The organism is Streptomyces sp. NPDC051987, assembly GCF_040680735.1.
In the GTDB taxonomy this organism is placed as follows: Bacteria; Actinomycetota; Actinomycetes; order Streptomycetales; family Streptomycetaceae; genus Streptomyces.
On sequence record NZ_JBFAXI010000008.1, the window covers coordinates 96,493 to 120,638 of the forward strand.

19 protein-coding genes and 2 tRNA genes are annotated in these 24,146 nt (G+C 71.5%); 13 read left to right on the forward strand and 8 right to left on the reverse strand.

Going from position 1 to position 24,146, the window contains the following annotated elements; genetic code table 11:
- The first annotated feature begins 21 nt into the window (after positions 1–21).
- The gene (locus tag AB0M11_RS06965) at positions 22–1,665 is read left to right on the forward strand and encodes a long-chain fatty acid--CoA ligase (protein ID WP_365702342.1); all 1,644 of its coding nucleotides are present in this window, start codon (positions 22–24) and stop codon (positions 1,663–1,665) included.
- A 104-nt stretch (positions 1,666–1,769) separates the two neighbouring features.
- On the opposite strand, the gene AB0M11_RS06970 is transcribed toward AB0M11_RS06965, so the two are convergent.
- A complete protein-coding gene (locus AB0M11_RS06970) occupies positions 1,770–5,897 on the reverse strand; it encodes a PAS domain-containing protein (protein ID WP_365702213.1) in 4,128 nt (1,375 codons plus the stop codon).
- Between the two features lie 273 nt (positions 5,898–6,170).
- Positions 6,171–6,587: an SSI family serine proteinase inhibitor gene (locus AB0M11_RS06975; RefSeq protein ID WP_365702215.1), complete on the reverse strand. Its 417-nt coding sequence runs from the start codon at positions 6,585–6,587 to the stop codon at positions 6,171–6,173.
- A 162-nt stretch (positions 6,588–6,749) separates the two neighbouring features.
- Between AB0M11_RS06975 and AB0M11_RS06980 the strand changes: the two genes are divergently transcribed.
- Positions 6,750–6,840, forward strand: a tRNA-Ser gene (locus AB0M11_RS06980).
- A 243-nt stretch (positions 6,841–7,083) separates the two neighbouring features.
- Positions 7,084–7,156 (forward strand) — tRNA-Arg (locus AB0M11_RS06985).
- Between the two features lie 42 nt (positions 7,157–7,198).
- Here the strand turns inward: AB0M11_RS06985 and AB0M11_RS06990 are convergent.
- Both AB0M11_RS06990 and AB0M11_RS06995 read right to left on the reverse strand, forming a co-directional pair.
- The gene (locus AB0M11_RS06990) at positions 7,199–7,504 is read right to left on the reverse strand and encodes a hypothetical protein (RefSeq protein ID WP_365702217.1); all 306 of its coding nucleotides are present in this window, start codon (positions 7,502–7,504) and stop codon (positions 7,199–7,201) included.
- A gap of 38 nt (positions 7,505–7,542) precedes the next feature.
- Complete coding sequence (locus tag AB0M11_RS06995; protein ID WP_365702219.1) at positions 7,543–10,131, reverse strand: AAA family ATPase; 2,589 nt, start codon at positions 10,129–10,131, stop codon at positions 7,543–7,545.
- A gap of 354 nt (positions 10,132–10,485) precedes the next feature.
- On the opposite strand from AB0M11_RS06995, the gene AB0M11_RS07000 reads away from it, so the two are divergent.
- A complete protein-coding gene (locus tag AB0M11_RS07000) occupies positions 10,486–11,025 on the forward strand; it encodes a hypothetical protein (protein ID WP_365702221.1) in 540 nt (179 codons plus the stop codon).
- 78 nt (positions 11,026–11,103) lie between these two features.
- On the opposite strand, the gene AB0M11_RS07005 is transcribed toward AB0M11_RS07000, so the two are convergent.
- Together AB0M11_RS07005 and AB0M11_RS07010 are read right to left on the reverse strand one after the other, a co-directional pair.
- A complete protein-coding gene (locus AB0M11_RS07005) occupies positions 11,104–11,406 on the reverse strand; it encodes a hypothetical protein (RefSeq protein WP_365702223.1) in 303 nt (100 codons plus the stop codon).
- Between the two features lie 281 nt (positions 11,407–11,687).
- Positions 11,688–12,179, reverse strand: a complete 492-nt coding sequence (locus AB0M11_RS07010; protein WP_365702226.1) for a MarR family transcriptional regulator — start codon at positions 12,177–12,179, stop codon at positions 11,688–11,690.
- 144 nt (positions 12,180–12,323) lie between these two features.
- Here AB0M11_RS07010 and AB0M11_RS07015 point away from each other — a divergent pair, with 144 nt between their 5' ends.
- The 8 genes from AB0M11_RS07015 to AB0M11_RS07050 all read left to right on the forward strand — a co-directional run bounded on the left by AB0M11_RS07015 (position 12,324) and on the right by AB0M11_RS07050 (position 21,997).
- A complete protein-coding gene (locus AB0M11_RS07015) occupies positions 12,324–12,722 on the forward strand; it encodes an HGxxPAAW family protein (RefSeq protein WP_365702228.1) in 399 nt (132 codons plus the stop codon).
- 303 nt (positions 12,723–13,025) lie between these two features.
- On the forward strand, positions 13,026–13,916 hold the full coding sequence (locus AB0M11_RS07020) for a DUF2797 domain-containing protein (protein WP_365702230.1): 891 nt from the start codon (positions 13,026–13,028) through the stop codon (positions 13,914–13,916).
- A 719-nt stretch (positions 13,917–14,635) separates the two neighbouring features.
- Positions 14,636–15,376, forward strand: a complete 741-nt coding sequence (locus AB0M11_RS07025; RefSeq protein WP_365702232.1) for a response regulator transcription factor — start codon at positions 14,636–14,638, stop codon at positions 15,374–15,376.
- Positions 15,373–17,013 (forward strand): HAMP domain-containing sensor histidine kinase, encoded by a 1,641-nt coding sequence (locus tag AB0M11_RS07030; RefSeq protein ID WP_365702234.1) that lies wholly within the window; start codon positions 15,373–15,375, stop codon positions 17,011–17,013. The genes AB0M11_RS07025 and AB0M11_RS07030 overlap by 4 nt, the downstream gene beginning before the upstream one ends.
- A gap of 14 nt (positions 17,014–17,027) precedes the next feature.
- Positions 17,028–18,533, forward strand: coding sequence for a bifunctional glycosyltransferase family 2/GtrA family protein (locus tag AB0M11_RS07035; RefSeq protein ID WP_365702236.1), 1,506 nt, complete (start codon positions 17,028–17,030; stop codon positions 18,531–18,533).
- Positions 18,530–20,890, forward strand: a complete 2,361-nt coding sequence (locus AB0M11_RS07040) for a glycosyltransferase family 39 protein (protein WP_365702238.1) — start codon at positions 18,530–18,532, stop codon at positions 20,888–20,890. Before AB0M11_RS07035 ends, AB0M11_RS07040 begins: the two co-directional genes overlap by 4 nt.
- Positions 20,891–21,007: 117 nt before the next feature.
- Positions 21,008–21,154, forward strand: coding sequence for a hypothetical protein (locus AB0M11_RS07045; RefSeq protein WP_365702355.1), 147 nt, complete (start codon positions 21,008–21,010; stop codon positions 21,152–21,154).
- Positions 21,155–21,256: 102 nt separating this feature from the next.
- The gene (locus AB0M11_RS07050; protein WP_365702240.1) at positions 21,257–21,997 is read left to right on the forward strand and encodes a TetR/AcrR family transcriptional regulator; all 741 of its coding nucleotides are present in this window, start codon (positions 21,257–21,259) and stop codon (positions 21,995–21,997) included.
- Positions 21,998–22,067: 70 nt separating this feature from the next.
- Here the strand turns inward: AB0M11_RS07050 and AB0M11_RS07055 are convergent, their stop codons facing one another.
- Positions 22,068–22,541, reverse strand: a complete 474-nt coding sequence (locus AB0M11_RS07055) for a PPOX class F420-dependent oxidoreductase (RefSeq protein ID WP_365702242.1) — start codon at positions 22,539–22,541, stop codon at positions 22,068–22,070.
- 116 nt (positions 22,542–22,657) lie between these two features.
- Here AB0M11_RS07055 and AB0M11_RS07060 point away from each other — a divergent pair, with 116 nt between their 5' ends.
- Entirely contained in the window at positions 22,658–23,176 is a 519-nt protein-coding gene (locus AB0M11_RS07060) for a hypothetical protein (RefSeq protein WP_365702244.1), read from the forward strand.
- A 71-nt stretch (positions 23,177–23,247) separates the two neighbouring features.
- On the opposite strand, the gene AB0M11_RS07065 is transcribed toward AB0M11_RS07060, so the two are convergent.
- Positions 23,248–24,069 (reverse strand): YceI family protein, encoded by an 822-nt coding sequence (locus AB0M11_RS07065; RefSeq protein ID WP_365702246.1) that lies wholly within the window; start codon positions 24,067–24,069, stop codon positions 23,248–23,250.
- Positions 24,070–24,146 lie beyond the last annotated feature (77 nt).

Genomic DNA, 24,146 nt, shown 5'->3' on the forward strand with positions numbered 1-24,146 from the left:
GAGGACGCCGTGCTGAGCACCATGCAGGACGTACCACTGCTGATCTCAAGGATCCTGACCCACGGGTCGAGGGTTCACGGTACGTCACAGGTGACCACCTGGACGGGCGAGGGCGAGCCGCACCGCCGCAGCTTCGCCGAGATCGGCGACCGGGCCGCCCAGCTGGCGCACGCCCTGCGGGACGACCTCGGCGTCCGCGGCGACGACCGCGTGGCCACCCTGATGTGGAACAACGCGGAACACACCGAGGCGTACTTCGCGATTCCCGCCATGGGCGCGGTCCTGCACACCCTCAACCTGCGCCTGCCCGCCGAGCAGCTGGTCTGGATCGTCAACCACGCGGCGGACAGGGTGATCGTCGTCAACGGCTCGCTGATCCCGATGATCGCGCCGTTGCTGTCCAAACTGCCCACCGTCGAGCACCTCGTGGTCGTCGGCCCGGGCGACCGCTCCCTCCTCGACGGCGCGACCGCGGCCGTGCACGAGTACGAGGAGCTCATCGCCGGCAAGCCGACCGGCTACGACTGGCCGGAGCTCGACGAGCGGCAGGCCGCCGCCATGTGCTACACCTCCGGCACCACCGGTGACCCCAAGGGCGTGGTGTACAGCCACCGTTCGATCTACCTGCACTCCATGCAGGTCAACATGGCCCAGTCGATGGGGCTGACCGACCGGGACACCTCCCTGGTCGTCGTGCCGCAGTTCCACGTCAACGCCTGGGGACTGCCGCACGCCACCTTCATGACCGGCGTCAACCTACTGATGCCGGACCGTTTCCTCCAGCCCGGCCCGCTCGCCGAGATGATCGAGCGCGAGCGCCCCTCGCACGCGGCCGCGGTCCCCACCATCTGGCAGGGCCTGCTCGGCGAACTCACCGCCCGCCCCCGGGACGTCTCCTCCCTCACCCAGGTCACCATCGGCGGCGCCGCCTGCCCGCCGTCCCTCATGACGGCCTTCGACAGGCTGGGCATGCGGGTCTGCCACGCCTGGGGCATGACCGAGACCTCCCCGCTCGGCACCATCGCCCGCCCGCCGGCCCATGTGGTCGGCACGGACGAGGAGTTCGCCTACCGCCTCACCCAGGGCCGCTTCCCCGCCTCCGTGGAGGCCCGGCTCAGCGGTCCGGGCGGCGAACGCCTCCCCTGGGACGGCGAGTCGGCCGGCGAGCTGGAGGTGCGCGGACCCTGGATCGCGGGCGCCTACTACAACGGTCCCGACGCCGAATCCCTGCGCCCGGCCGACAAGTTCAGCGAGGACGGCTGGCTGAAGACCGGTGACGTCGGCACCATCTCCCCCGACGGCTTCCTCACCCTCACCGACCGGGCGAAGGACGTCATCAAGTCCGGCGGCGAGTGGATCTCCTCGGTCGAACTGGAGAACGCGCTGATGTCCCACCCGGACGTCGCCGAGGCCGCGGTCGTGGCCGTACCGGACGAGAAGTGGGGCGAGCGGCCGCTGGCCACGGTCGTCCTGCGGGAGGGCGCCACGGCCACCTTCGAGAGCCTGCGCGTCTTCCTCGCGGAGGAAGGCAAGATCGCCAAGTGGCAGCTGCCCGAGCGCTGGACGGTGATCGAGTCGGTGCCGAAGACCAGCGTGGGCAAGTTCGACAAGAAGGTGCTCAGGAGGCAGTACGCCGACGGTCAGCTGGACGTCACCAGTCTCTGAACGGCGATCGGGTCCCGGGCGGGGAACTGCCGTCGGTCGGGCGCGGGTTCGTCGTGGCCGGTCGCGCAGTTCCCCGCGCCCCTCTGAGGGGCGCTTCGTGAGCCCTAGTTCGTACCGATCCGGGCCAGCAGATCCACGATGCGGCTCTGCACCTCGGCACTCGTCGAGCGTTCCGCCAGGAACAGGACCGTCTCGCCGGACGCCAGCCTGGGCAGGTCCGCCTGGTCCACCGCCGCCGTGTAGACGACCAGCGGCGTCCGGTTCAGCTGCCCGTTCGCCCGCAGCCAGTCGATGATCCCGGCCTGCCGGCGGTGCACCTGCATGAGGTCCATCACCACCAGGTTCGGCCGCAACTGCCCGGCCAGCGTCACCGCGTCCGCGTCGCTCGCCGCCCGCGCCACCTGCATCCCGCGCCGCTCCAGCGTCGAGGTCAGCGCGAGCGCGATCTCCGCGTGCTCCTCGATCAGCAGCACCCGCGGCGGATGCTGCTCACTGTCCCGGGGCGCGAGCGCCTTCAGCAGGACGGCGGGATCGGCGCCGTACGCCGCCTCGCGCGTCGCCTGTCCCAGCCCCGCCGTCACCATCACCGGCACCTCGGCCGCCACCGCCGCCTGCCGCAGCGACTGCAGCGCGGTCCGGGTGATCGGCCCGGTCAGCGGATCCACGAACAGCGCCGCCGGGAACGCGGCGATCTGCGCGTCGACCTCCTCACGCGAGTTCACGATCACCGGCCGGTAACCGCGGTCGCTCAGCTCCTGCTGGGTGGTGACGTCCGGCGCCGGCCACACCAGCAGCCGGCGCGGGTTGTCCAGCGGCTCGGGGGGCAGTTCGTCGTCCATCGGCTGCGGGCGCGGCGGATCCGCGACCTCGATCGCCCCGCCCGGACCGTCCAGCGGCTCCGGGCCCTCGGCGGCGTTCACGTCCGGCGCGCCTATCGCGTACGACCGTCCCGCGCCGTCGGTGGCTCCCACCAGCCGGGACTGCCCGGCCAGCGACGGCTGCGGCAGCGGCGGGGCGGCGACCGGCTGTTCGGCCGGCGGATGCGGCCGGGCCGACTGCTCGGGCTGCGGCTGCGGCTGCGCGGCGCGCGTGCCCGGGTCCGGGGGCGTGCCCAGCTTCCGGCGCCGCCCGTTGCCACCCGGCTGATGCGGGGGCGGGGTCGCCGTCGGCTGCTGCACCTGCGCGGCCTGCCGCGAGAACGGCACGCCCTGCCCCAGCGTCCGCACGCTGAACGCCCGGCCCTGGGTGGAGTCCGGGTCGATCGGTACCGCAGAGGACGCCGGGGCCGCCGTCGGCATCGGCGCCGCCGTCGCCTCCGCGGGCAACGGCTGGGCGGCAACCGGGGGTTGGGGGGCGGCGGCGGGGGTGTCGTCGGCGCCCGGCCACTGCTGCGGCACCGGGGCCACCGGCGCGGCCTCCGCGGGAAGCGGCAGCGGTTGGGCGGGAGCCGGGCCGGCTTCGGCGCCCGGAACGGCACCCTGGGCTTGGGCTTGGGCTTGGGCTTGGGCTTGAACCTGGGCCTGCGCCGGTACGGCCGCACCCGGCAGCGCCTGGGCACCGGGAAGGACGGGCTGGCCCTGGTCCACCGGGGTGGGGTGCTGCCCGCCGGTCGCCTGGGCGACGGGGATACCCGCCGGCGCGGCGAGCTGGGCCGCCGGCCCGGCCTGTACGGGGATGCCCTGGGGCTGCACCGGCATGCCTTGAGGCTGCACCGGCATGCCCTGGGGCTGCACCGGCTGTCCGGGCGCGGCCGCCTGCGCGGGCACCGTCGGCACGCCCGGCGCGGCCGGAACGTTCTCCGCCGGCTGGGCCACGGCCCGTCGGCGACGGCCGGTCGGCGCGGTGGTGGGGTGCGGCTGCGGCGGGGTGTGGTCCTCGGCCTGGTCGTGCGCCAAGGAGTCGTGCCGGCCCTCGTCGCCCCCCTCCGCGGCGGCCGCGACCGGCTCGGGGGCGCGGTCGGCCTCGGCGGGCGGCAGCGCGAAGACCGGGCGAGGCCCCGCCTGCTGCTGCTCGGCCCGTTCGGCCGCGGCGGCCAGCGCACGGCGCCTGCGCCCGCCGGGCTGCCCCTCGTCGGCCGCCTGCTCGGACGGCACCGAGGGCAGCGCGGGCGGCAGCGCCTGCTGCTCGTCGGGCTCACGCCGGGCGCGCCGCCCCGGCGCCGGTACGGGTACGCCCTGCGGGGGTACGGTGCCGCCCAGCCCCGTACCCGAGGCGGCCGCCCCGGCGCCCTGCTCCGCCGCCGTCATCACGGCACCCTCGGCGACCCCGAGGCCGGCGTCACCCGGGCGCCCGCGGCGCCGTCCGGTACCGCCGGACGCCGCCTCCGCGCTCTCGATCGCGGCGGGTCCGCTCTCCGGACCGTCCACCGCCTCGGCGGCCCGACGGCGCCGCCGTCCGGTCGGTGTACCCGGGACCTCGCCCTCGCCGCCGACGCCGCCCTCGACGGGCACGTCGCTCTCCAGGAAGGCGTCCACGGAGGACCGCCGGGCCCGCCGCCGGCCACCGGCACCGGCCTCGTCGGCGGCCGCGACCACGGCGAGCTCGGTACCGGCCGGCGCGGCCACCGCACCGGCGCCGCCCCCGATCGGCACCTCCAGCACGAACGCGCTGCCGCTCATGCCCGGCACCTCGTGGGTCTGCAGCACCCCGCCGTGGGCCCGTACGATCCCGCGCACGATCGGCTCGTGCACCGGGTCTCCCCCGGCGTACGGCCCGCGCACCTCGATCCGGACGACCTCGCCGCGCTGCGCCGCCGCGACCACGACCGTGTTGTCCATGTAGCCGCCCGCGGAGACGGGCGCGTTGCCGGTCGCGTCCACCCCGGCCACGTCCGCGATGAGATGCGCGAGCGCGACGGCGAGCCGCTGCGGGTCCACCTCGGCCTCGATGGGCGGCGCGTGCACGGCGAACTGCACCCGGCCGGGTCCGATCAGCTCCACCGCGCCGTCCACGCCCGCGGCGACGACGGCGTCGAGCATGACCTTCGCACGGTTGATGTCCTCGGTCCCCGCGTCCAGCGCCTGGTAACCGAGCACGTTGTCGATGAGCTGGGTGATCCGCGAGTAACCGGCCGAGAGGTGGTGGAGCACCTGGTTGGCCTCGGGCCACAGCTGCCCGGCGTCGTCGGCGGCGAGCGCGGCCAGTTCCCGGCGCAGCTCGTCCAGGGGGCCGCGCAGCGACTGCGAGAGCAGCGTCAGGAGCTGCTCGTGCCGTCCGGAGAGGGCCTCGTACCGGTCCTTCTCGCGCTCGCCGAGGGCCGCGTACCGGTCTTCGCCGGCCGCCAGTTCCTCGGCGTGCCGTTCGAGCAGCTCCTCGACCTCGGTGACGTGCTTCTGGCGCAGCGCGGTCAGGTCGGAGGCGTGCTCCTCGGAGAGCCGCTCCAGCTCCTCGGCGTGCGCCTTCTCCAGGGCCGCCTTCTCGTCGACGACGGAGTCGTAGGGCCGCCGGTCGGTGAACGTCATCACGGCGCCGACCAGCTGGTCGCCGTCGCGCACCGGTGCGGTGGTCAGGTCGACCGGCACCTTCTTGTCGCCCTTGGCCCACAGCACCTGCCCGCGCACCCGGTGCTTGCGTCCGGAGCGCAGGGTGTCGGCGAGCGGCGACTCGGCGTACGGGAAGGGGGAGCCGTCGGCGCGGGAGTGCAGCACGAGGTTGTGCAGCTCCTTGCCGCCCAGCTCGCCGGCCCGGTAACCCAGTATCTGAGCGGCGGCGGGGTTCACCAGGACGATCCGTCCGTCGGTGTCCGTCCCTACGACGCCCTCGCTCGCCGCCCGCAGGATCATCTCGGTCTGCCGCTGCGAGCGGGCCAGCTCGGCCTCGGTGTCCACGGTGCCGGTCAGGTCGCGGACGACCAGCATCAGCAGCTCGTCGCCGCTGTAGCCGTAACCGTCGTACGCCTGCTGTCCGTTCTCCAGGTTGGCGCTGGTGACCTCGACCGGGAACTCGGTCCCGTCCGTCCGCCGGGCCACCATCCGGGTCGGCTTGGTCCGCCCGCGCGGGTCCATGTGGTCGGGTCGTCGCATCGACCCCGGGATCAGCCGCGAGTCGAACTGCGGCAGCAGATCGAGCAGCCCTCGCCCGACCAGCGCGGTACCGGGCGCCTCGAACGCCTCCAGGGCGATCGTGTTCGCGTTGACGACGGTGCCGTTGGCGTTGACCAGGACCAACGCATCCGGCAGCGCGTCCAGTATGGCTGCGAGGCGAGCAGCGCCTCGGGATGGCCTGCTGCTCACGAGACGCTTCCTCCCTGTTACCGCACCTTGCCGACCGCTCGGGCCATCTTGCCAACCGGCCCGCGGCGTGTCACGCGAGGGAGTCTAAAGGCACCGGTTGCGCTCGCGACGCCGGATGAGAGGGAGGTCGCACGACGAAGTGACGGCGAACATGTGACCGACACGCCTCACCTCCGCCATACCTTCGTGCCGCGTTGACGCGGGCGGGGCCGCACCCGTGCGGCGGCTGTGCCGCCCTGGTGGCGCGGGCGGCCCGCGGGCCGCCGGTGGCTGCTACGAGCCGAGGTCGGGCAGGAGCGGAACCATCCGGTCCCAGCGTCCGATCTCGCAGCCGTTGCTGCGGTCGTACACGGCGTCCACCGGGCGGCCGGCCCAGGTCCCGGTGACGTGGGCGGTGGCCGGGCCGCCGTAGAGCATGGTGCAGACGCTGCCCGGGGAGACCGGGGCGAAGGTGTCCCGGCCCCAGCGGGTGTTCCGGTCGAGCGACTGGCAGGCCCCGTCCACGTCCGGGTGACTGCCGGCGCCGGGGTGACAGGACAGCTCGTACGTCCCGTCCCGCCCGTCACCGGCGTGGCGCACGGTGACGGTGAGGTGGTCGGCCGTGACGGCGGCGGAGGCGGGCAGTGCGGGCACGGACCCGAGGACGGCGGTGACGGCCCCGAGGGCGCCCCGCACGGCGAAGTGAGTCATGCCCTGCCCAACGCGCGGCCCGCCGGGATGTTGCGCGACGTCACGGGAAGGGCTTTGCCCTGTGGCCCGAGTGCCTAGTACCGTGGGAGCCGATTGGTGACAGCACGCTCGACTGTGTCATCATCTGCACGCACCACTCGCGCTCACGCGGGCGGCTGTGCTGGAGGCGTCGCCTAGTCCGGTCTATGGCGCCGCACTGCTAATGCGGTTTGGGCCTTAAAGCCCATCGAGGGTTCAAATCCCTCCGCCTCCGCACCTGACTCAGGGAGTCCAACCGTTTCGGTCTGGGCTCCCTGATTCGCGTTCAGGGCCCCGCGGCAGCGGCGCCGGTGCCGACCCGCCGACCGCCCGGCACCCGCCCGATACGGCGTTTTCGCAGGTCACAAGGGGTGCGGCTAACGGATTTCACATGGCGGCGGCAGTCATGTAATGTTCTTCCTGTCGCCGCGAGCGGGCCGAAAGATCCGAGAGCGAAGACAAAAAACAAAATAATCAAGCACTCGTAGCTTAACGGATAGAGCATCTGACTACGGATCAGAAGGTTGCAGGTTCGAATCCTGCCGAGTGCACATGAGTGAGAGACCCCGGAGAGATCCGGGGTCTCTTGCGTTTCAGGGGGACGGTTCGGTGGGGTGGACGTCGTCGAGGGTGTTGACGAGTGTCACGGCGGGTGGATGTGCGGGCGTGGGCACCTGGATGAGGACGGGGACGTAGACCACGGCTCCGTGTCGGTACTCGGCCTTCCACGAGTCCCGGTAGCAGACGACGTCGTGCGGACTGCGGTGTGCCGCGTAGCACCGGAGCGCCGACCGGGTCGGTTCGGCCCGCGATTCCTGGGCCGCGAGGAGCGTCGTACAGGTGACGAGCGCGATCAGCGCGATCAGAAGGCCGGCGCCCGGCAGGGCTGCTTTCCGCATGTTCGGCCACCTCGCCTTCGTAGGTTCGTAGGGACGTGTCAGCGTTCGGGGTCGTGCAGTTTCCGGGCGGCCTCCTGACGGGAGTGGACGCCGAGTTTGGCCAGTACGGCGCTCACGTGGTGCCCGGCGGTCTTGGGCGTGATGTAGAGGCGGGCGGCGATGTCGGCGTCCGACAGGCCCTCGTTCAGCAGCTTGAGGACGTCCATCTCCCGGACGGTCAGCCCGTAGGGATTGGCCAGGGTGGCCGCCCGTGGGCCGCGCCGGACCGGCCGGACGCCGCGGGTTCGCATCACGGCGCGGGTACGTGCCACGATCGGCCGGGCGTCCAGGGCCTCGAAGGCGGCCAGAGCCTGGTGCAGCGCCGGCCCGTCGCCGGACAGACGGGCCAGCGCGGCCTGGTAGGGGCAGCCGAGCCGGTCCCACTGGGCCGCGGCGCCGGCCCAGTCGCCGGCCAGTTCCAGGGCGTAGGGTCCGGCCCCGGGCACCTGCGGGGGTGCTTCGCCGATGCGGCCGAGCCAGCAGGCCAGCGGCCCGGACAGCCAGGGATGGCTGCGCTCGGCCAGGGCGTCCAGGCCGCGCTGTGCCTCCGCCCGCGCCCGTTCGTGATCGCCGGCCAGCCAGGCCGCCTCGACCCGCGCCTCCCACCCCAGTCCCGTGTCCAGCAGGCAGTCCTGGTCGACCAGACTCGCCGCCTGCTCCAGCAGCGGCCACGCCCGTGCCTTGCCCCGCCGAGCCCGCACCAGGCCCACGACGGTGAGGGCCAGGGCCCGCACCACTGGCGGTGAGCTGGGATGGGAGAGGACCTCCCGCGCGGCGTCGACGGCCCGGGACCACGAGCCCTGGTTCAGCAGGCCCCAGCTGCCCCAGACCCTCGTGCACAGCAGGTAGCACAGCAGATCGTGGTCGAGGACATAGGCTTCCGCCCGTTTCACGGCCGCGGTCGTCCGGGCGGAGTCGCACTGCAGCGCGGCCAACCAGCACGTGACGACCGCAAGGAAACCCGCGTCCTCCGGCAGGTCCTGCGCCACCGCACGCGACACCGCCTCTTCGCACTCCGCCCAGCCGGACCCGCCGCTCAGCATGCCTGCCGCCGCGGCATGGAAGCGCGCCTGGTGGACCGCCCCCGCGTCGCCGAAGCGCTCGCCCAGAGCGACCGCCTTGTCGGCGTAGGCGGCGGTCACCCGGACGTCCTCGTGCCCGTAGCAGGCCAGCTGGCACAGGTTCAGGTAAGCCCGGCCCAACTCCCGGCTCGGTCCCAGCTCTTCGAGCACCCGCACCGCGTCCAGGCCGGTCCGCCCGGCCTCGACGGTCCGCCCGAACGGCCACAGCCAGCACGACAGCCACCGCAGGTCCTCGCCCTCGCGCAGCCGGTCGCCCAGGGTCCGGCGCAGTTTCACCGCCTTACGGCGGGAGGCGATCCCCTCGTCCAGCCAACTGGACAGCAGACAGGCCCGCGAGTGGCCCTCCAGCAGGGCGGTACGCCGGTCGAGCGGCAGCAGGTCGGCGTAGCGCAGGGCGCGGGCGTACTGGCTGGCCGCCTCCCGGTGCGCGCCCGCCACGGCGGCATGGGCGGCCGCGGCGGGCGCGTACTCCAGCACGGCGGCCGCGTCCCCGGCGCCCTCGGCGTGATCGGCCAGCAGCGCCAGGTCGTCCGCGACGACCGGACGGGACCGCATCGCCGTCAGCACCTGCTGGTGCGTCCGCAGCCGGCAGGCGGCCGGGACGGACTCCAGCACCGCCAGCCGGGTCAGTTCATGGCGGAACTCGGCCGCCTGGGTGTCGGTCCGCACGATTCCACCGGCCGCGGCCTCGTCGAGTGCCTCCTCCGAGCCGGGCAGCATGTCGGCCAGCAGCGGCAACGGCATCCGGCGCCCCAGCACGGCCAGCACGTCGACGACCCTGCGCGCCGCGGCCGACAGCCCGGCCAGGCGACCGGCGGCTGCCTCGCGCACCGTGGCCGGGATGGCCTCCTCGGGGGTGGCCAGGATCTCGCTGACGATGAACGGATTGCCGGCGGAGACGCGGTACAGCTGGTCGACGTCGACGGTGTGCCCGCCGGCCAGCCGCGCCACGGCCGCGCGGCTCAGCGGGTCCAGGTCGTGCCGGTACACCCACGGGTAGCCGGCCAGGGTCCCGAGGAGAGCGGTCACCTCGTGGGTACGGCCGATCTCGTCGTCGCGGTAGGTGGCCACCACCAGCGCCGGAACGCTCGGCAGGCGACGGGCCAGGTAACGCAGCAGGTCCAGCGTGGCCTCGTCGGCCCAGTGGACGTCCTCCACGACCAGCAGACTCGGGTAGGAACTCAGATCGGCGAGCAGACAGTCGAATACCTCGTCGGAGCGGCAGGTACCGGCCAGCGCCCCGGTCAGGGCCGTTTGAACCGTCTGCCCCAGGCGTCCGGCCAGGTCCGTCAGGGGGCCCAGAGGACGGGGCGTGGCCAGCGGGTCACAGGCACCGATCAGGATCCTGATCCGGGGGTCGGCCAGCTGGGCCAGCCGGTTGACGAGGCTGGTCTTGCCGATGCCGGCCTCTCCGCGCACAAGGGCGAGTCGTCCAGGGCCGGTCACTGATGCCTGGAGGTGACCGGTGAGGTCCTGGAGTACGTCCTCTCGCTCTAGCAGGTCCATCACTGGCCATTTTCCCTCCGTGGCCGGACCCGCGCAAAAGATCCAGACCGGCCAGGGCGGGCCGACGGGTGGGGTGATGTGGGGAATTGCGGAGTCACGTGGGGAGTGCGCCGGGTGGAACTTGGGGTGTTCGCCCGATGTGTTCCCGACCGCGGCGGGAGCATGCTGGCGAATGGGTCGTTGCCCGGGTTTCCGGAATACGCGACTCAAGCAGGCGTCTTTGGGGCCGACTTCGCCAGAAACTGTCACGTCCCCGGATTCCGGGGCTGGCGCGCATGAATTGACGCTGCTCGATCGAAGGCGTTGGGCTGCGAACTCGGCGACCCGATCCGTACTCATCGAAAAGGGATCACCATGCTCAAGAAGATCGCAAAGCGTACAGCGGTGCTGACCGCGTCGGCGGCCCTGGCCGCAGGAGGCGCTCTGGCCCCATCCGCCGCCTTCGCGGCTCCGACGCCGACAGTCGCGCACGTGATGGCGCCCACTGACAACGGAGGCAACAATAATAACAATAACAACAACAACGGCGGAGGCGGAAACAACAACAATAACAACAACAACAACGGTGGCCGCCACAACGGTGGACGCCACAACAACAACAATAACAACAACAACAACCGTGGAGGCGCCAACAACAACAATAACAACAACAACGGTGGAGGCGGAAACAACAACAACAATAACAACAACAACGGCAGGGGTGGGAACAACAACAATAACAACAACAATAACAACGGTGGGGGTGGGAACAACAACAATAACAACAATAACAACGGCGGGGGCGGGAACAACAATAACAACAACAATAACAACGGTGGGGGTGGGAACAACAACAATAACAACAACAATAACGGCGGAGGTGGGAACAACAACAACAATAACAACAACGGCTGATCTTCACAGCTCGGCGGCCGGTGCGTGCTCGCTCGGTCGCCGAGCTGTTCTGTGCCGTCCGAAGGAGACGCGGCCGCCTCAGCTCTGGTGGCAGTTGATGTTCTGGTTCCCGGTGAGCGTGTTGGTCCTTCCGACTTGACCCTTCGGGTAGCAGATCTGGAAGTTGATGAGTGACTTGCCCAGAAGCGGGAGGGCGCCTGCCCCGGTGCCCCGAGCCACGGTGTCGCCGTTGTTGTTATTGTTGTTATTATTTGTCCTGCCCCCGTTGTTGTTATTGTTGTTGTTCGGTCCGCCCCCGTTGTTGTTGTTATTGTTGTTGTTCGTGGTCTGGGCTCCGGTCGAGCCGAGGTCCTGCCCGGCCGCCCCCAGTGAGTACGGCATCTGGAGGAGTGGAATGTTGCTCAGAAGCGACAGGAGACCTCCGTCGTTTTGAGCCTGCGCCCCGCCGGCGCTGAAGAGAATCGCCGCCGTTGCGGCGGCGCTGATCGCGGCAAATCGCTTGGTGAGCTTCAATCGACCGGCCTTTCGTCGTCCTCGGTGCCGAATCTCGGCCTTTAGAAGACAGGATGACGAACAGTGGGCGTCGGACGATTACTAGGCACGCTGCGGTGTCCCCCTTTTCCCCCGTACAGCCCCAGAATTCAGCCGGGGGTCCCAGGGGATCAGCAGGGCTCCGCCGAGTCGTTTCTGTTGAGCTTCTCGAGGTAGTCGTGGGCCAGGGCGGTCGCTCTCGTGAACCAGTCGGTCAAGGTGGCGAGTTCGTCGGGGGTGTAGTCGGCGAACAGTTCGTTGAGACGGGCGTAGTGGCCCGCGTAGACCGCCTGGACCCGGTTGACGGCTTCCGGGACCGCGGCGACGCGGACCCGGCGGCGGTCGGCGGGGTCGGGTCGGCGGGTGACGTAGCCCGCGCGTTCCAGGCGGTTGAGGATGCCCGTCACCGCGCCCGTCGTCACATGGACGCGGGCGGCCAGATCGCCGGCGGTGAGCAGGTGGTCGCCCGCTTCCAGGACGAAGGCGAAGCAGGTGAGGTCCGTGACGCTCAGGCCGAGGCGCCGAGCCAGTTCCTGCTGGCCGATCAGGTGGGCCGCGATGAGGTGGTCCATGGCGGACAGTGCCCGAGCCGGGTCAGCGGGCGGTCGAGACGTGCCGTGCATGGTGGGTGCCGTTTCTTTCGGATTCCCTTACCAAGTGAGAGGTACGAGAGTAAATTCCTTAGCTCGTGAGGGATTCTAGTCGCCCTCGCGTCGGACCAGTGTGTCCGCTGGTGCTTCCGCTGCCTACGAAGGGGAGACGGGTACGTGAGTCAGCACGACGAGGGCCACACGGTGGCCGGGTGGACGGGGACCGCGATCGCGACCGTCGGGAGCGGGCTGCTGGGACTGGGTGTGTGCGCGGTCTCGACCGCCGCGCTGCTCGCGGGGTTCGCGGTGTGTGCCGTGAGCGTCCTGGTCACCTGGTATCTGCATCTGGCCGGCTGGGGCAAGCCGCCGGGGCCGCGGCCCCGGGCGCAGTGGCCCCTCCGGGTGCGGGACACCGGTGCCCGCGACGGCCACCCGGGATGCGTCTCCTGCCGGCTGGCGGGCCGGGGGCGGCGTACCGCGTCGGCGCTCCGGCCGGTGTCGCCCCAGGGCGGGGCGCACACGACGCCCACGGAGGTGGTGACCGGCGAGGCGGCGGCCGCGGAGTCCGGCGCTTGACGGCTTGACCGGAGAAACCGCCCGCCCTGCGGACGCCCGCTCCTGCCTCGACGCCTCCTTGCCTGCCCCGACGGCTCCTGTCTCTGCCGGATGGCTTCTGTCTTTGCCGGACGGTTCCCGCTTCTGCCGGACGGTTCCCGCTTCTGCCGGACGGTTCCGGTCGCTGCCGGAAGGCTTTCGTCCATGCCCAACGGCTCCCGTCCTGCCGAGGCCTCGTCCTGTCCGGGGCCCCGTCCCGCCCGACGTCCCCGGCCGTCTCGGCTGCTCCGGCGTTGTCAGTGCCCCCCTCTACGCTCGCGAGTGATGACACAGGTGTGGAAATGCTCGGGGCTCCGCTGGTCGGACGACGGGCCCGTGCTGGTGTGGAGCGGTGGGCGGCGCAGTCCGCTCGTCCGGGGGAAGCGGGTGGCCTTCGGGGTCGCGGAGGGGGGTGTGGACGGGGGTGCGAAGCGGGAGTGCGTAGGGGCGCGGGGGCACGGCTGCCCGACTCGGGCGCCGGTGTCGGGGCGCAGCACCGGAGCCCGGTGCGAGGAGTGCGCGCGGCTGGACCGGGCGCACTCGGTGGCCGCGGACACCCTCGCCGACGACACCCGGCCCTACCACGTGTATCTGGCGTGGTTCGGGCCCGGGATGGTCAAGGTCGGGATCACCGCCGTGGAGCGAGGATCGGCGCGTCTGCTGGAGCAGGGTGCCGTCTGCTTCAGCTGGCTGGGTCTGGGTCCGCTGATGGCGGCGCGGCGGGCGGAAGAACTGCTGCGGGCCGCCCTCCAGGTGCCGGACCGTGTCCCGTACGCCGAGAAGCGCCTCGTCCGGTCCCGTCTGCCGGCTTCGGCGGCGGAACGGGCGGCTGAAGTGGAGGCCCTGCACCGGCGGGCGTTCGCGCTGGCCGCCTGGCCCGAGTCGCTGCGCCGGGAACCCTGCCAGGTCGTCGACCAGGTGGAGGTGTTCGGCCTCACCGACCTGCCGACCGCCGTCGGGGAGGTGACGGAACTGGTCGCGGGCGGCGGGGTGGGCGGGGATCTGCTCGCGGCCGCGGGCCCCGACCTGCATGTGGCCACCGTGCACGGCGTGGTCGTGCTCGACACCCGGCTGATGACCGGGTGGGACATCGTGCCGGTCGCAGGCGAGGGCGGATTCACGCTCCCGGTGAAGAAGTTCAAGGGGGCGGCGGGGGTGCAGGACGGGCTCTTCTGAGCGGGTGAACCGAGGGGCGGCGGACGACGGTTGACAAGCGACAAGGGTGGTGGAGAAGAGCCGTGGACGTCATCGTCCAGCGAGTGCGGGTGACCTGAAGGACTCGTTCGGCAGCGGACCCGATCGTTCAGGCTTCCTTGCCGGCCGACTCGTCGCTCTTCGGCCCGATGCATTTGACCCGTCGCGGGCGGCTCGACCTGCAGGAACTCCGGTGCGACCGTGGGCGGTCGCTGAAGACCAGGTGAAGGCAGCCGTCTCCGCGGGCCATGTCGAAGTTGCGTTTTCCCCGCCCGAGTGGTCTCTTGCAGCGCCGCGGATCGGAGAGACCACGTACGTGAAAAGCCCTGATCCGTACGACGAGTTGTCCATCAAGGCCGCCCCCGGGACGGCACCGGCCCGCGTCCTGCCGCCCGGTGCCTGGCGGCAGTCCCAGGCAGGCGCTTGCTGCACGGGCGGGTGCCCTACGCACCCACCTCGCCGTCGTGCGGGTGCCGGTGCTGCTCGGTAGGCTCTCATCGGTGGCTCATCGGCGCTTCGTCGGCGTCCCCGGGCCGGTGGCGGAAGCACATGATCCGCACAGCCGGGAACGGGTGTGATCAGGAGTTCGTACGCACGTGACGGGATTCCCAGGCGTTGCCTGAGAGACTCCTGTGTGTTTCTCAGGGAAAACACAGATTACTGAAAGCGTGTTCTCAGAGGGTCCCGACATGGTGTCCACCATGACCACGACCTCGCCCCAGGGGCGCACCGAACTGCTGAGGCCGGACGGGAGCCCCGTCCGAGTGCTTGTGGTGGACGACGAACTGTCAATCACCGAACTCCTGTCCATGGCCCTCCGTTACGAGGGCTGGCAGATCAGGAGTGCGGGAGACGGACAGGGCGCCCTGCACACCGCCCGGGAGTTCCGCCCCGACGCCGTGGTCCTCGACATGATGCTGCCCGACATGGACGGCCTCACCGTGCTGGGACGCCTGCGGCGCGAACTGCCTGACGTGCCGGTGTTGTTCCTGACCGCGAAGGACGCGGTCGAGGACCGGATCGCGGGTCTCACCGCCGGTGGCGACGACTACGTCACCAAGCCCTTCAGCCTCGAAGAGGTCGTGGCCCGGCTGCGCGGGCTGATCCGCCGCTCCGGTGCGGCCGACCGGCGGTCCGACTCGGTGCTCGTCGTCGGCGACCTCACCCTCGACGAGGACAGCCACGAGGTCTCGCGGGCCGGGGAGTCGATCCACCTCACGGCCACCGAGTTCGAGCTGCTGCGCTTCCTGATGCGCAACCCGCGGCGCGTGCTCAGTAAGGCCCAGATCCTGGACCGGGTGTGGTCCTACGACTTCGGCGGCCAGGCCAACGTCGTCGAGCTGTACATCTCGTACCTGCGCCGGAAGATAGACGCCGGGCGGGAGCCGATGATCCACACCCGGCGAGGTGCCGGTTATCTGATCAAGCCCGCGGCCTCATGAGCGGGCGACGACGGCCGCGTACGCAGAAGCGACGAGCGGGAAAGCCGCGCACCCTGCGGACCCGGCTCGTCGTCGCGTCCGTGGTGCTGATCGCGGTGATCTGCGCGGTGATCGGTTCGGTGACGACCCTTGCGCTGAGGTCTCATCTGTACACCGAGCTGGACAAGCAGCTGGGTGAAGTCGGGAAGCGCGCGTCCGGTGCGTTCGGGCCAGCGGCCCCTGGCAAGGACGGGAACGGCGCGCCCGGCCAGCAGAGCAACGGGCAGGATGATCACGCGCGCGACCACACGACCAACCTCACGAACTTCGTGGCCCGGGGGCCGCAGCCCACGTCCGCCACGATCGCCGCCACGGTCGTGAACGGCTCCGCCACTTCGGGGAAGGTGGGCCGCAAGTCGACCTCCACCTTCGAGATGAGCGCGGTGTCACTCACCAGCGCCCAACTGGCTGCCCTCAACTCCGTTGCCCAGGACGACAACAATCACACGGTGGACATCCCGGGGCTGGGCTCCTACCGCGTCTCGTACGTCCACGGCCCCAACGGCAGTTACTACGTCGGCATCCCCACCAAGGACACCGACAACACCATCAACACCCTGATCCTCGTGGAGATCAGCGTCACCGCCGCCGGTCTCGGTGCCGCCGTCATCGCCGGTTATGTGCTCGTCGGCGTAGCCACCCGCCCCCTCCGCAAGGTCGCCGCCACCGCCACCCGGGTCTCCGAACTCCCGCTGCACACCGGCGAGGTGAACCTCAGCGAGCGGGTGCCGGACACCGAGTGCGACCCGCACACCGAGGTCGGCCAGGTCGGCGCAGCGCTCAACCGCATGCTCGACCACGTCCACGGGGCGCTGCACGCCCGTCAGCAGAGCGAGATGCGGGTACGGCAGTTCGTCGCCGACGCCAGCCACGAACTGCGCACCCCGCTCGCCTCCATCCGCGGCTACGCCGAGCTCACCCGGCGGGGCCGTGAGCAGGTCGGGCCCGACACCCGGCACGCCCTGGGCCGTATCGAGTCCGAGGCCGGGCGGATGACCCTCCTCGTGGAGGACCTGCTGCTGCTCGCCCGGCTCGACGCCGGGCGTCCGCTGCAGTTCGAGCACACCGACCTCATCCCGCTCGTCGTCGACACGATCAGCGACACGCGCGCCGCCGGCATGGACCACAACTGGCGCCTCGACCTGCCCGACGAGCCGGCGCTGGTCGCCGCCGACGCGGCCCGGATCCAGCAGGTGCTGATCAACCTGCTCGGCAACGCCCGCAAGCACACCCCGCCGGGCACCACGGTCACCGCCCGCATCCAGCGGCGCGGGCCGTGGATGTGCGTGGACGTCGAGGACAACGGCCAGGGCATCCCGCCGGATCTGCTGCCGCACGTCTTCGAGCGGTTCGCGCGCGGTGACTCCGCGCGCTCGCGGTCCACGGGTTCCACCGGTCTCGGCCTCGCCATCGTCCAGGCGGTCGCGACCGCACACGGCGGTGCCGTCACCGTGGACAGCGTGCCCGGCCGCACGGTGTTCACCCTCTACCTGCCCGCGCTCGCCCCGGCGGGCCCCCGGCCGGACTCCGAAACCAACTGGCAATCGCACTCACAGGTCCAGCACAGTGCCACCACATGGGTGGAACAGGGGGCTTGACGAGAGTCGGTGCCATGCGAACCGACTCTTCTCCCGGCACCCTGCCGGCGCGGGAGCACCTCCCGGCCGGAGACGCCGGTACGCCTGTCCTGGACGTAGTGATCCCCGTCTACAACGAGGAGAAGGACCTCGGCCCATGCGTCCTCAGACTGCATGAGCACCTCAAGCGCACATTCCCGTACGCGTACCGCATCACCATCGCGGACAACGCGTCCACGGACACCACCCCCCAGGTGGCGAAGCGGCTTGAGGCGGAGATCGCCGAGGTGACGTCGTTCCGGCTGGAGCAGAAGGGCCGCGGCCGTGCGCTGCGGACCGTCTGGTCGGCCTCGGACGCGCCGATCCTCGCCTACATGGACGTCGACCTGTCGACCGACCTGAACGCTCTGCTGCCCCTGGTGGCGCCGCTCATCTCCGGCCACTCCGACCTGGCGATCGGTTCCCGGCTGGCCCGCTCGTCGCGCGTGGTGCGCGGCGCCAAGCGGGAGTTCATCAGCCGCTCGTACAACCTGATCCTGCGCGGCTCGCTGCAGGCCCGCTTCTCGGACGCGCAGTGCGGCTTCAAGGCGATACGCCGCGATGTCGCGCAGGTGCTGCTGCCCCTGGTCGAGGACACCGGCTGGTTCTTCGACACCGAGATGCTGGTGCTCGCCGAGCGCGCGGGCCTGCGGATCCACGAGGTGCCGGTCGACTGGGTCGACGATCCCGACTCGACCGTGCACATCGTGAAGACGGCGACCGAGGACCTGAAGGGCGTGTGGCGGGTCGGCAAGGCGCTGACCACCGGTGCGCTGCCGCTGGACCGGCTCACCCGCCCGTTCGGCGACGACCCGCGCGACCGCGACGTCCAGGACGTGCCCAAGGGCCTGGCCCGCCAGCTCGTCGGGTTCTGCGTGGTCGGCGGCCTGTCGACCCTCTTCTACCTGCTCCTCTACAGCGTCTGCCGGCAGTTCTCCGGTTCGCAGATCGCCAACGCGCTCGCGCTGCTGGTGTCGGCGGTGGCGAACACGGCCGCCAACCGGCGCCTGACCTTCGGGGTGCGCGGCCGGGGCGGGGCGGTCCGGCACCAGGCGCAGGGCCTGGTCGTCTTCGGCATCGGCCTCGCGCTGACCAGTGGCTCCCTCGCCGCCCTGAACGCGGCGAGCAGCGACCCCTCGCACTCCACCGAGCTGGCGGTACTGATCACCGCCAACCTCGCGGCGACCGTGCTGCGCTTCCTGCTCTTCCGCGCCTGGGTCTTCCCGGACCGGGACGGCACCGGAGGGCCCGAGTCGACGGTGGTGGCGGCGCACGCCCCGTCGTCGCCGACCTACCAGACCGGCGGACTCCCGTCGTACCAGCAGCCGTTCGAGCCGCGGGGCCCCCTTCCGCAGCGCCCGGCGCAGCAGCCGTACGCCCCGCAGGGCACCACGACCACCCAGTTCCGCGCCGGTGAAGCCGCGGACGGCACCTGGAGGGACAGCACCATGCGGTTGCAGCCGGTGCGCCCCCACGACAGCGATCCGGGGGAACCCCGATGAGTACGAACACCGACCACCTGGCCCAGTGGGGGCCGCCACCGACCGCACCGCCCACGGCTCCCCCGCAGCCGCAGCCGCAGCCGCAGCCGCCGATGCCGTACTTGCCTGGCAGACAGGACGGGCAGGACGGGCAGCACGGGCAGGACGCACGGGATGCGCGGGGCGAACGGCGTCAACGGGGTGAACCGGGCGGCCAGGGCGCCTCGCCGGTCCCTGGGGCGGGGGAGCCGAAGCAGCCGTTCGCCCGGAGGCTCTGGCGCGGCCGGCCCGAGGACCCGCGCTGGGCGCGCCCGGCCTTCCTCGGCCTGCTGCTCGCCACCGCGGTGCTGTACTTCTACAACCTGAGCGTCAACGGCTACTCCAACTCCTTCTACTCGGCCGCCGTCCAGGCCGGCACCAAGAGCTGGAAGGCGATGTTCTTCGGCTCGCTGGACGCGGGCAACGCGATCACCGTCGACAAGCCCTCGGTGTTCATGTGGCCGATGGAGATCGCGGCCCGGATCTTCGGCCTGAACTCCTGGACGATCCTCGGCCCCGAGGTCCTCATGGGCGTCGGCACGGTCGCGGTCGTCTACGCCTCGGTGCGCCGCCGGTTCAGCCCCGCGGCCGGCCTGGTCGCGGGCGCCGTGCTCGCGCTCACCCCCGTCGCGGCGCTGATGTTCCGGTTCGACAACCCGGACGCCATGCTGGCCCTGCTGATGGCGCTGGCCTGCTACTTCGTGGTCCGGGCCGTCGAGGACGGGCGTACCAGGTGGCTGGTGTGGGCTGGCGTGGCGATCGGCTTCGCCTTCCTCGCCAAGACGCTGCAGGCGTTCCTGATCCTGCCGGCGCTGGCGTTCGTGTACGCGGCCGTCGGCCCGCACACGTGGAGGAAGCGGCTCGGGCAGCTGGCTCTGGCGACCGGCGCGCTGGTCGTCTCCGGCGGCTGGTGGGTGGCGATCGTCGAGCTGTGGCCGGCGTCCTCCCGCCCCTACATCGGCGGCTCCCAGGACAACAGCTTCCTGTCGCTGACCTTCGGCTACAACGGCCTCGGCCGCATCAGCGGCGACGAGACCGGCAGCGTCGGCGGCGGGGGCGGCGGCACCGGCTCGGGCCAGTGGGGCGAGACCGGCTGGGACCGGATGTTCAACTCCGAGATCGGCGGCCAGATCTCCTGGCTGATCCCGGCCGCGCTGATCCTCCTCGTCGCCGGTCTGGTGGCGACCCGCAGGCTGCGGCGGACCTCGGTGACCCGGGCCTCGTTCCTGGTCTGGGGCGGCTCGCTGCTGATGACCATGGTGGTGTTCAGCTACATGGCGGGCATCTTCCACCAGTACTACACGGTCGCCCTCGCCCCCTACATCGCCGCCGTGGTCGGCATGGGCGCCGGGCTGCTGTGGGAGAAGCGCGCCGAGCTGTGGGCGTCGATCACCCTCGCCGCAGCCGTGGTCTCGGCCGCGGTCTGGGGCTACGTCCTCCTGAACCGGACCTCCGGCTACCTGCCCTGGCTGAAGTACCTGGTCCTGGTCGGCGGCCTGGCCGCCGCGCTGGGACTGATCTTCGCGGGGCGGATCTCGCGCCGGCTCGCCCTCGGGGCGGCCGCGGTCGGCCTGGTGGCCGCGCTGGCGGGCCCCACCGCGTACACCCTCAGCACGGTGAACTCCGCGCACACCGGTTCCATCCCGACCGCCGGTCCGGCGGGCGCCGGCATGATGGGCTTCGGCGGCGGTGGCGGTCCCGGCGGCGGCCGGGGCGGCTTCGGCGGCGGCATGGGCGGCTTCGGCCAGAACCAGCAGGGCGGCAACGGCACCACGCAGGGTCAGGGGCAGGGGCAGGGGCAGGGCCAGAACGGCACCGGCGGATTCCCGGGCGGTGGCACCGGCGGCTTCGGCCAGAACCAGCGGAACGGCAACGGCAGCACGCAGAACGGCACCGGCGGCTTCCCCGGCGGCGGCGCGAGGGGCGAGGCCGGTGGTATGGGCGGCGGCGGTGGTGTCGGCGGCCTGCTGAACGGCGCGACGGTCAGCTCCGCGGCCAAGGCCCTGCTGCAGAAGAACTCCTCGCAGTACACCTGGGTCGCCGCGGCCATCGGCGCCCAGAACGCGGCGAGCTACCAGCTCTCCACCGGCGACGCGGTGATGGCGATCGGCGGCTTCAACGGCACCGACCCGTCCCCGACGCTGGCCCAGTTCGAGAAGTACGTGGCGGACGGCAGGATCCACTACTTCATCTCCTCCGGCACCGGCGGCGGCATGATGGGCGGCAGCAGCAGCGGCACCGCCTCGCAGATCACCTCCTGGGTCGAGAAGAACTTCAAGAAGGTGACGGTGGGTTCGTCCACCTTCTACGACCTCACACAGAAGGCGAGCAGCGACTGACGGGCTCCTGAACAGCGGCGCAAGGGCGGTGACTCCTCGGTCACCGCCCTTTGCCGTATGCCACCCGCATCCCTGCGCTGTACGACGTATAGGAACTGCCTTACGGAGAAGGCCGGGGTGGGCGTCGGGATCAACGGCACGCTGGCCGAGTTCGGGAACGGGCTGGGGGTGGCCGTGCTGGGAGCCGTCCTGAGTTCTGCGGTGGCCTCGGGCAAGTCGCTGTCGGCGGGGCTGCTGCGGAGGGCGGAGAGGAATGCCGCCTGAGAGGGAGGGGGTATGTGTCGGTTTGCGGGTGCGGCCCCGCGCCCCCGAAGAGGCGCTGGAGTTCTAGCATCGTGGGAAGTGGTCGCGGAGGAAGGTGTGTCTATGGCGCGGGCCAGCGTGTGGCTGGAGGAGAAGGGCGGGAAGGGCGGGAAGGGCGGTCGTAGTGGTCAGCCGTCCGGGCTCGACCGGGCCAGGATCACCTCCGTCACCGTGCGGCTCCTCGACGCCGACGGGCTCGACAGGTTCTCCATGCGGCGGCTGGCGGCCGAGCTGAAGGTGACCGCCATGTCCGTGTACTGGTACGTCGACACCAAGGACGACCTGCTCGAACTGGCCCTTGACGCGGCCTTCGGCGAGCTGCGCCTGCCCGATGCCGAGGCCGGCGACTGGCGGGACCGACTGCGGGCGCTGGCCACGGAGTACCGCGCCCTGCTGGTCCGCCACCCCTGGCTCTCCCCGCTGGCCGGCCGCTACCTGAACATCGGCCCCCACTCGCTCGCGTTCTCCCGCGTGGTCCAGCGAGTGGTCCGCCGCGCCGGCCTGCCCGCGCACGGCGTGACGGGCGCGATCGCGGCCGTCTTCCAGTTCGTCTACGGCTACGGCACGATCGAGGGCCACTTCGCCGCGAGGGTGGCGGCGGCCGGCATGACCCCCGACGAGTACTTCGACTCCGCGATGGACGCCGTGACGGAGGCCCCCGACACCGCGCGGATCATCGAGGAGTCGAGGGACCTCATGGCGGCCAGAGGCGGCGACACCGTCGCCGACATGCTCGACAGGGACTTCACCTTCGCCCTGGACCTGCTGGTCGCTGGAATCGAGGCGATGGCGCAGCGCCCCTGAAGGGGCGCGGAGAACTGCGCGGGCAGCCACCACGCACCGTTACCCGCGCACGCACACCGCACCCACCCCGCTAGGCGCCGGGCGCAGCCAGCCGCGCCGGAAAACCGCCGGTGGCCACCGGCCCCCACTTCTCCGGCGTCACCCGGATCATGGACTTCCCCTGCTTCACCATCGCCGCCCGGTACTCGTCCCAGTCCGGGTGCTCCCCGGCGATGTTCCGGTAGTACTCCACCAGGGGCTCCACCGACTCGGGCGAGTCGATCACCTCGGCCCTTCCGTCCACCTGCACCCACGGCCCGTCCCAGTCGTCGCTCAGCACGATCAGGCTCACCCGGTCGTCCCGCTTCGCGTTCCGTGTCTTCGCCCGCTCGGGGTACGTGGAGACGACGATGCGTCCGGAGTCGTCGACCCCGCAGGTCAGCGGCGACCCCTGCGGGCTCCCGTCGGTGCGTCGGGTGAGCAGGATCGCGCGGTGGCGAGGTCGTACGAAGTCCAGCAGTTCGTCGAGGGAGACGGCGGTGTTCGTCGCGATGTTCGGTGCCATGGCGCCAGCCTAGGCCCGGTGGGGCCGCTCAGCCTGACCCTGCCGGGCACACCTTTCCGCGCGTGGCGTGGCCCAAGGTGCGGACGGCGGGCAGCGCGGCATGCTTCGCTGACCTCATGCAAGCTGTGGTCACCAGCCTCATAGCCGTGCTCGGCACCCTGCTCGGCTCCGCCCTGACCTACCGGTTCCAGCGCCGTACCGAGAGCCGGGCGGAGCAGTTCACCCGCGGCGAGCGGCTGCGCCAGGAACGCATCGACGCCTTCAGCGAGTTCGGCGGCGCGCTGGCCAACTACCGGCGCGGCCAGATGGACTACTGGTTCGCCAAGCACGACGGCCGCACGGTCGGGGAGGAGTCCCTCCATGAGCTGCGCCGGGAGGCCCAGCGGCTGCGGGCCGCGGCCATGGAGGCGATGTTCCGGTCCGAACTGCTGACCCACTCCGCGGAGCTCGACGCGCTGGGGCGGCGGGCCCTCAAGTCGGTCGAGCGCCTGGCCGGTGCCGGGTCGCGGGAGGAGCTGGCCCCGGCCCGGGAGGCGTCACGGTCCCTGATCTACGAGTTCATCGCGGTGTCGCGGTCGCACATCCCGGGGGTGTACGGCGAGGAGCGCCCCGCTCCCCGCCCCGACCAGCCCTAGGCCCAAGCCCACCCCTGGCCCAAGCCCACGCCTGGCCCATGCCCACCCCTGGCCCAAGCCCACGCCCACGCCTAGGCCTGCGGCAGCGACTCGCCCTGCACCGCCTGGATCTCCAGTTCCACCTTGAGGGTCGTGCCGATGGCGGCGATGCCCGCCTGCACGACCTGGTTGTAGTTCATCGCGAAGTCCTCGCGGTGCAGTTCCGTCGTCGCGCGGAACGCGGCGCGCGTGCCGCCCCACGGGTCGGCGCCGGTGCCGAGGTAGGCGAGGGCGAGGTCGACCGGTCGTACGACACCGCGCAGCGACAGCTCGCCGTGGACCGTCCAGCGGTCGGAGCCGGCCGCCGTCAGGCCCGTCGAGGTGTAGGTGATCTCGGGGTGGTGGTCGACGTCCAGGAAGTCCGCGGAGCGCAGGTGGGTGTCGCGCATGCCGTTGCCGGTGTCGATGGAGGCGGCGCGGATGACCGCGTGGACCCGGGACTTGCCGACGTCGTCGGGGGCGATCTCGATGCCGGCGGAGAAGTCCGTGAACCGGCCGCGGACGCTGGAGATGCCCAGGTGCTGGGCGACCGCGCCCACGGTGGAGTGTGCGGGGTCCACCGTCCACGGGCCGGGCGGGGGCAGTTCGGTGCCGCCCTGCCGCGCCAGTGTCACCGTGCCGACCTCGGCGCGGCCGCTCGCGGTCACGATGGCGCTGGAGGCGGCGGGCGCGTAGCCCACGGCCGTGACGATGACGGTGTACGCGCCCGGCGCGAGCGGGTTCGGGTCGCGCACCGTGCCCTCGTCGTCGGCCTCGGCGCGCAGCACCTGGCTGCCGGTCATGTCGGTCACCGTGACGACCGCGTGCGACACGGCCCATCCGTCCCGGGTACGGATCCTCGCGGTCAGTCCCATCCCGTCTCTCCCTGCGAACACTCGAACGGTCATCTGATGAACCAGTCAAACGATTACAAATCGGCCTCGTGGAACCG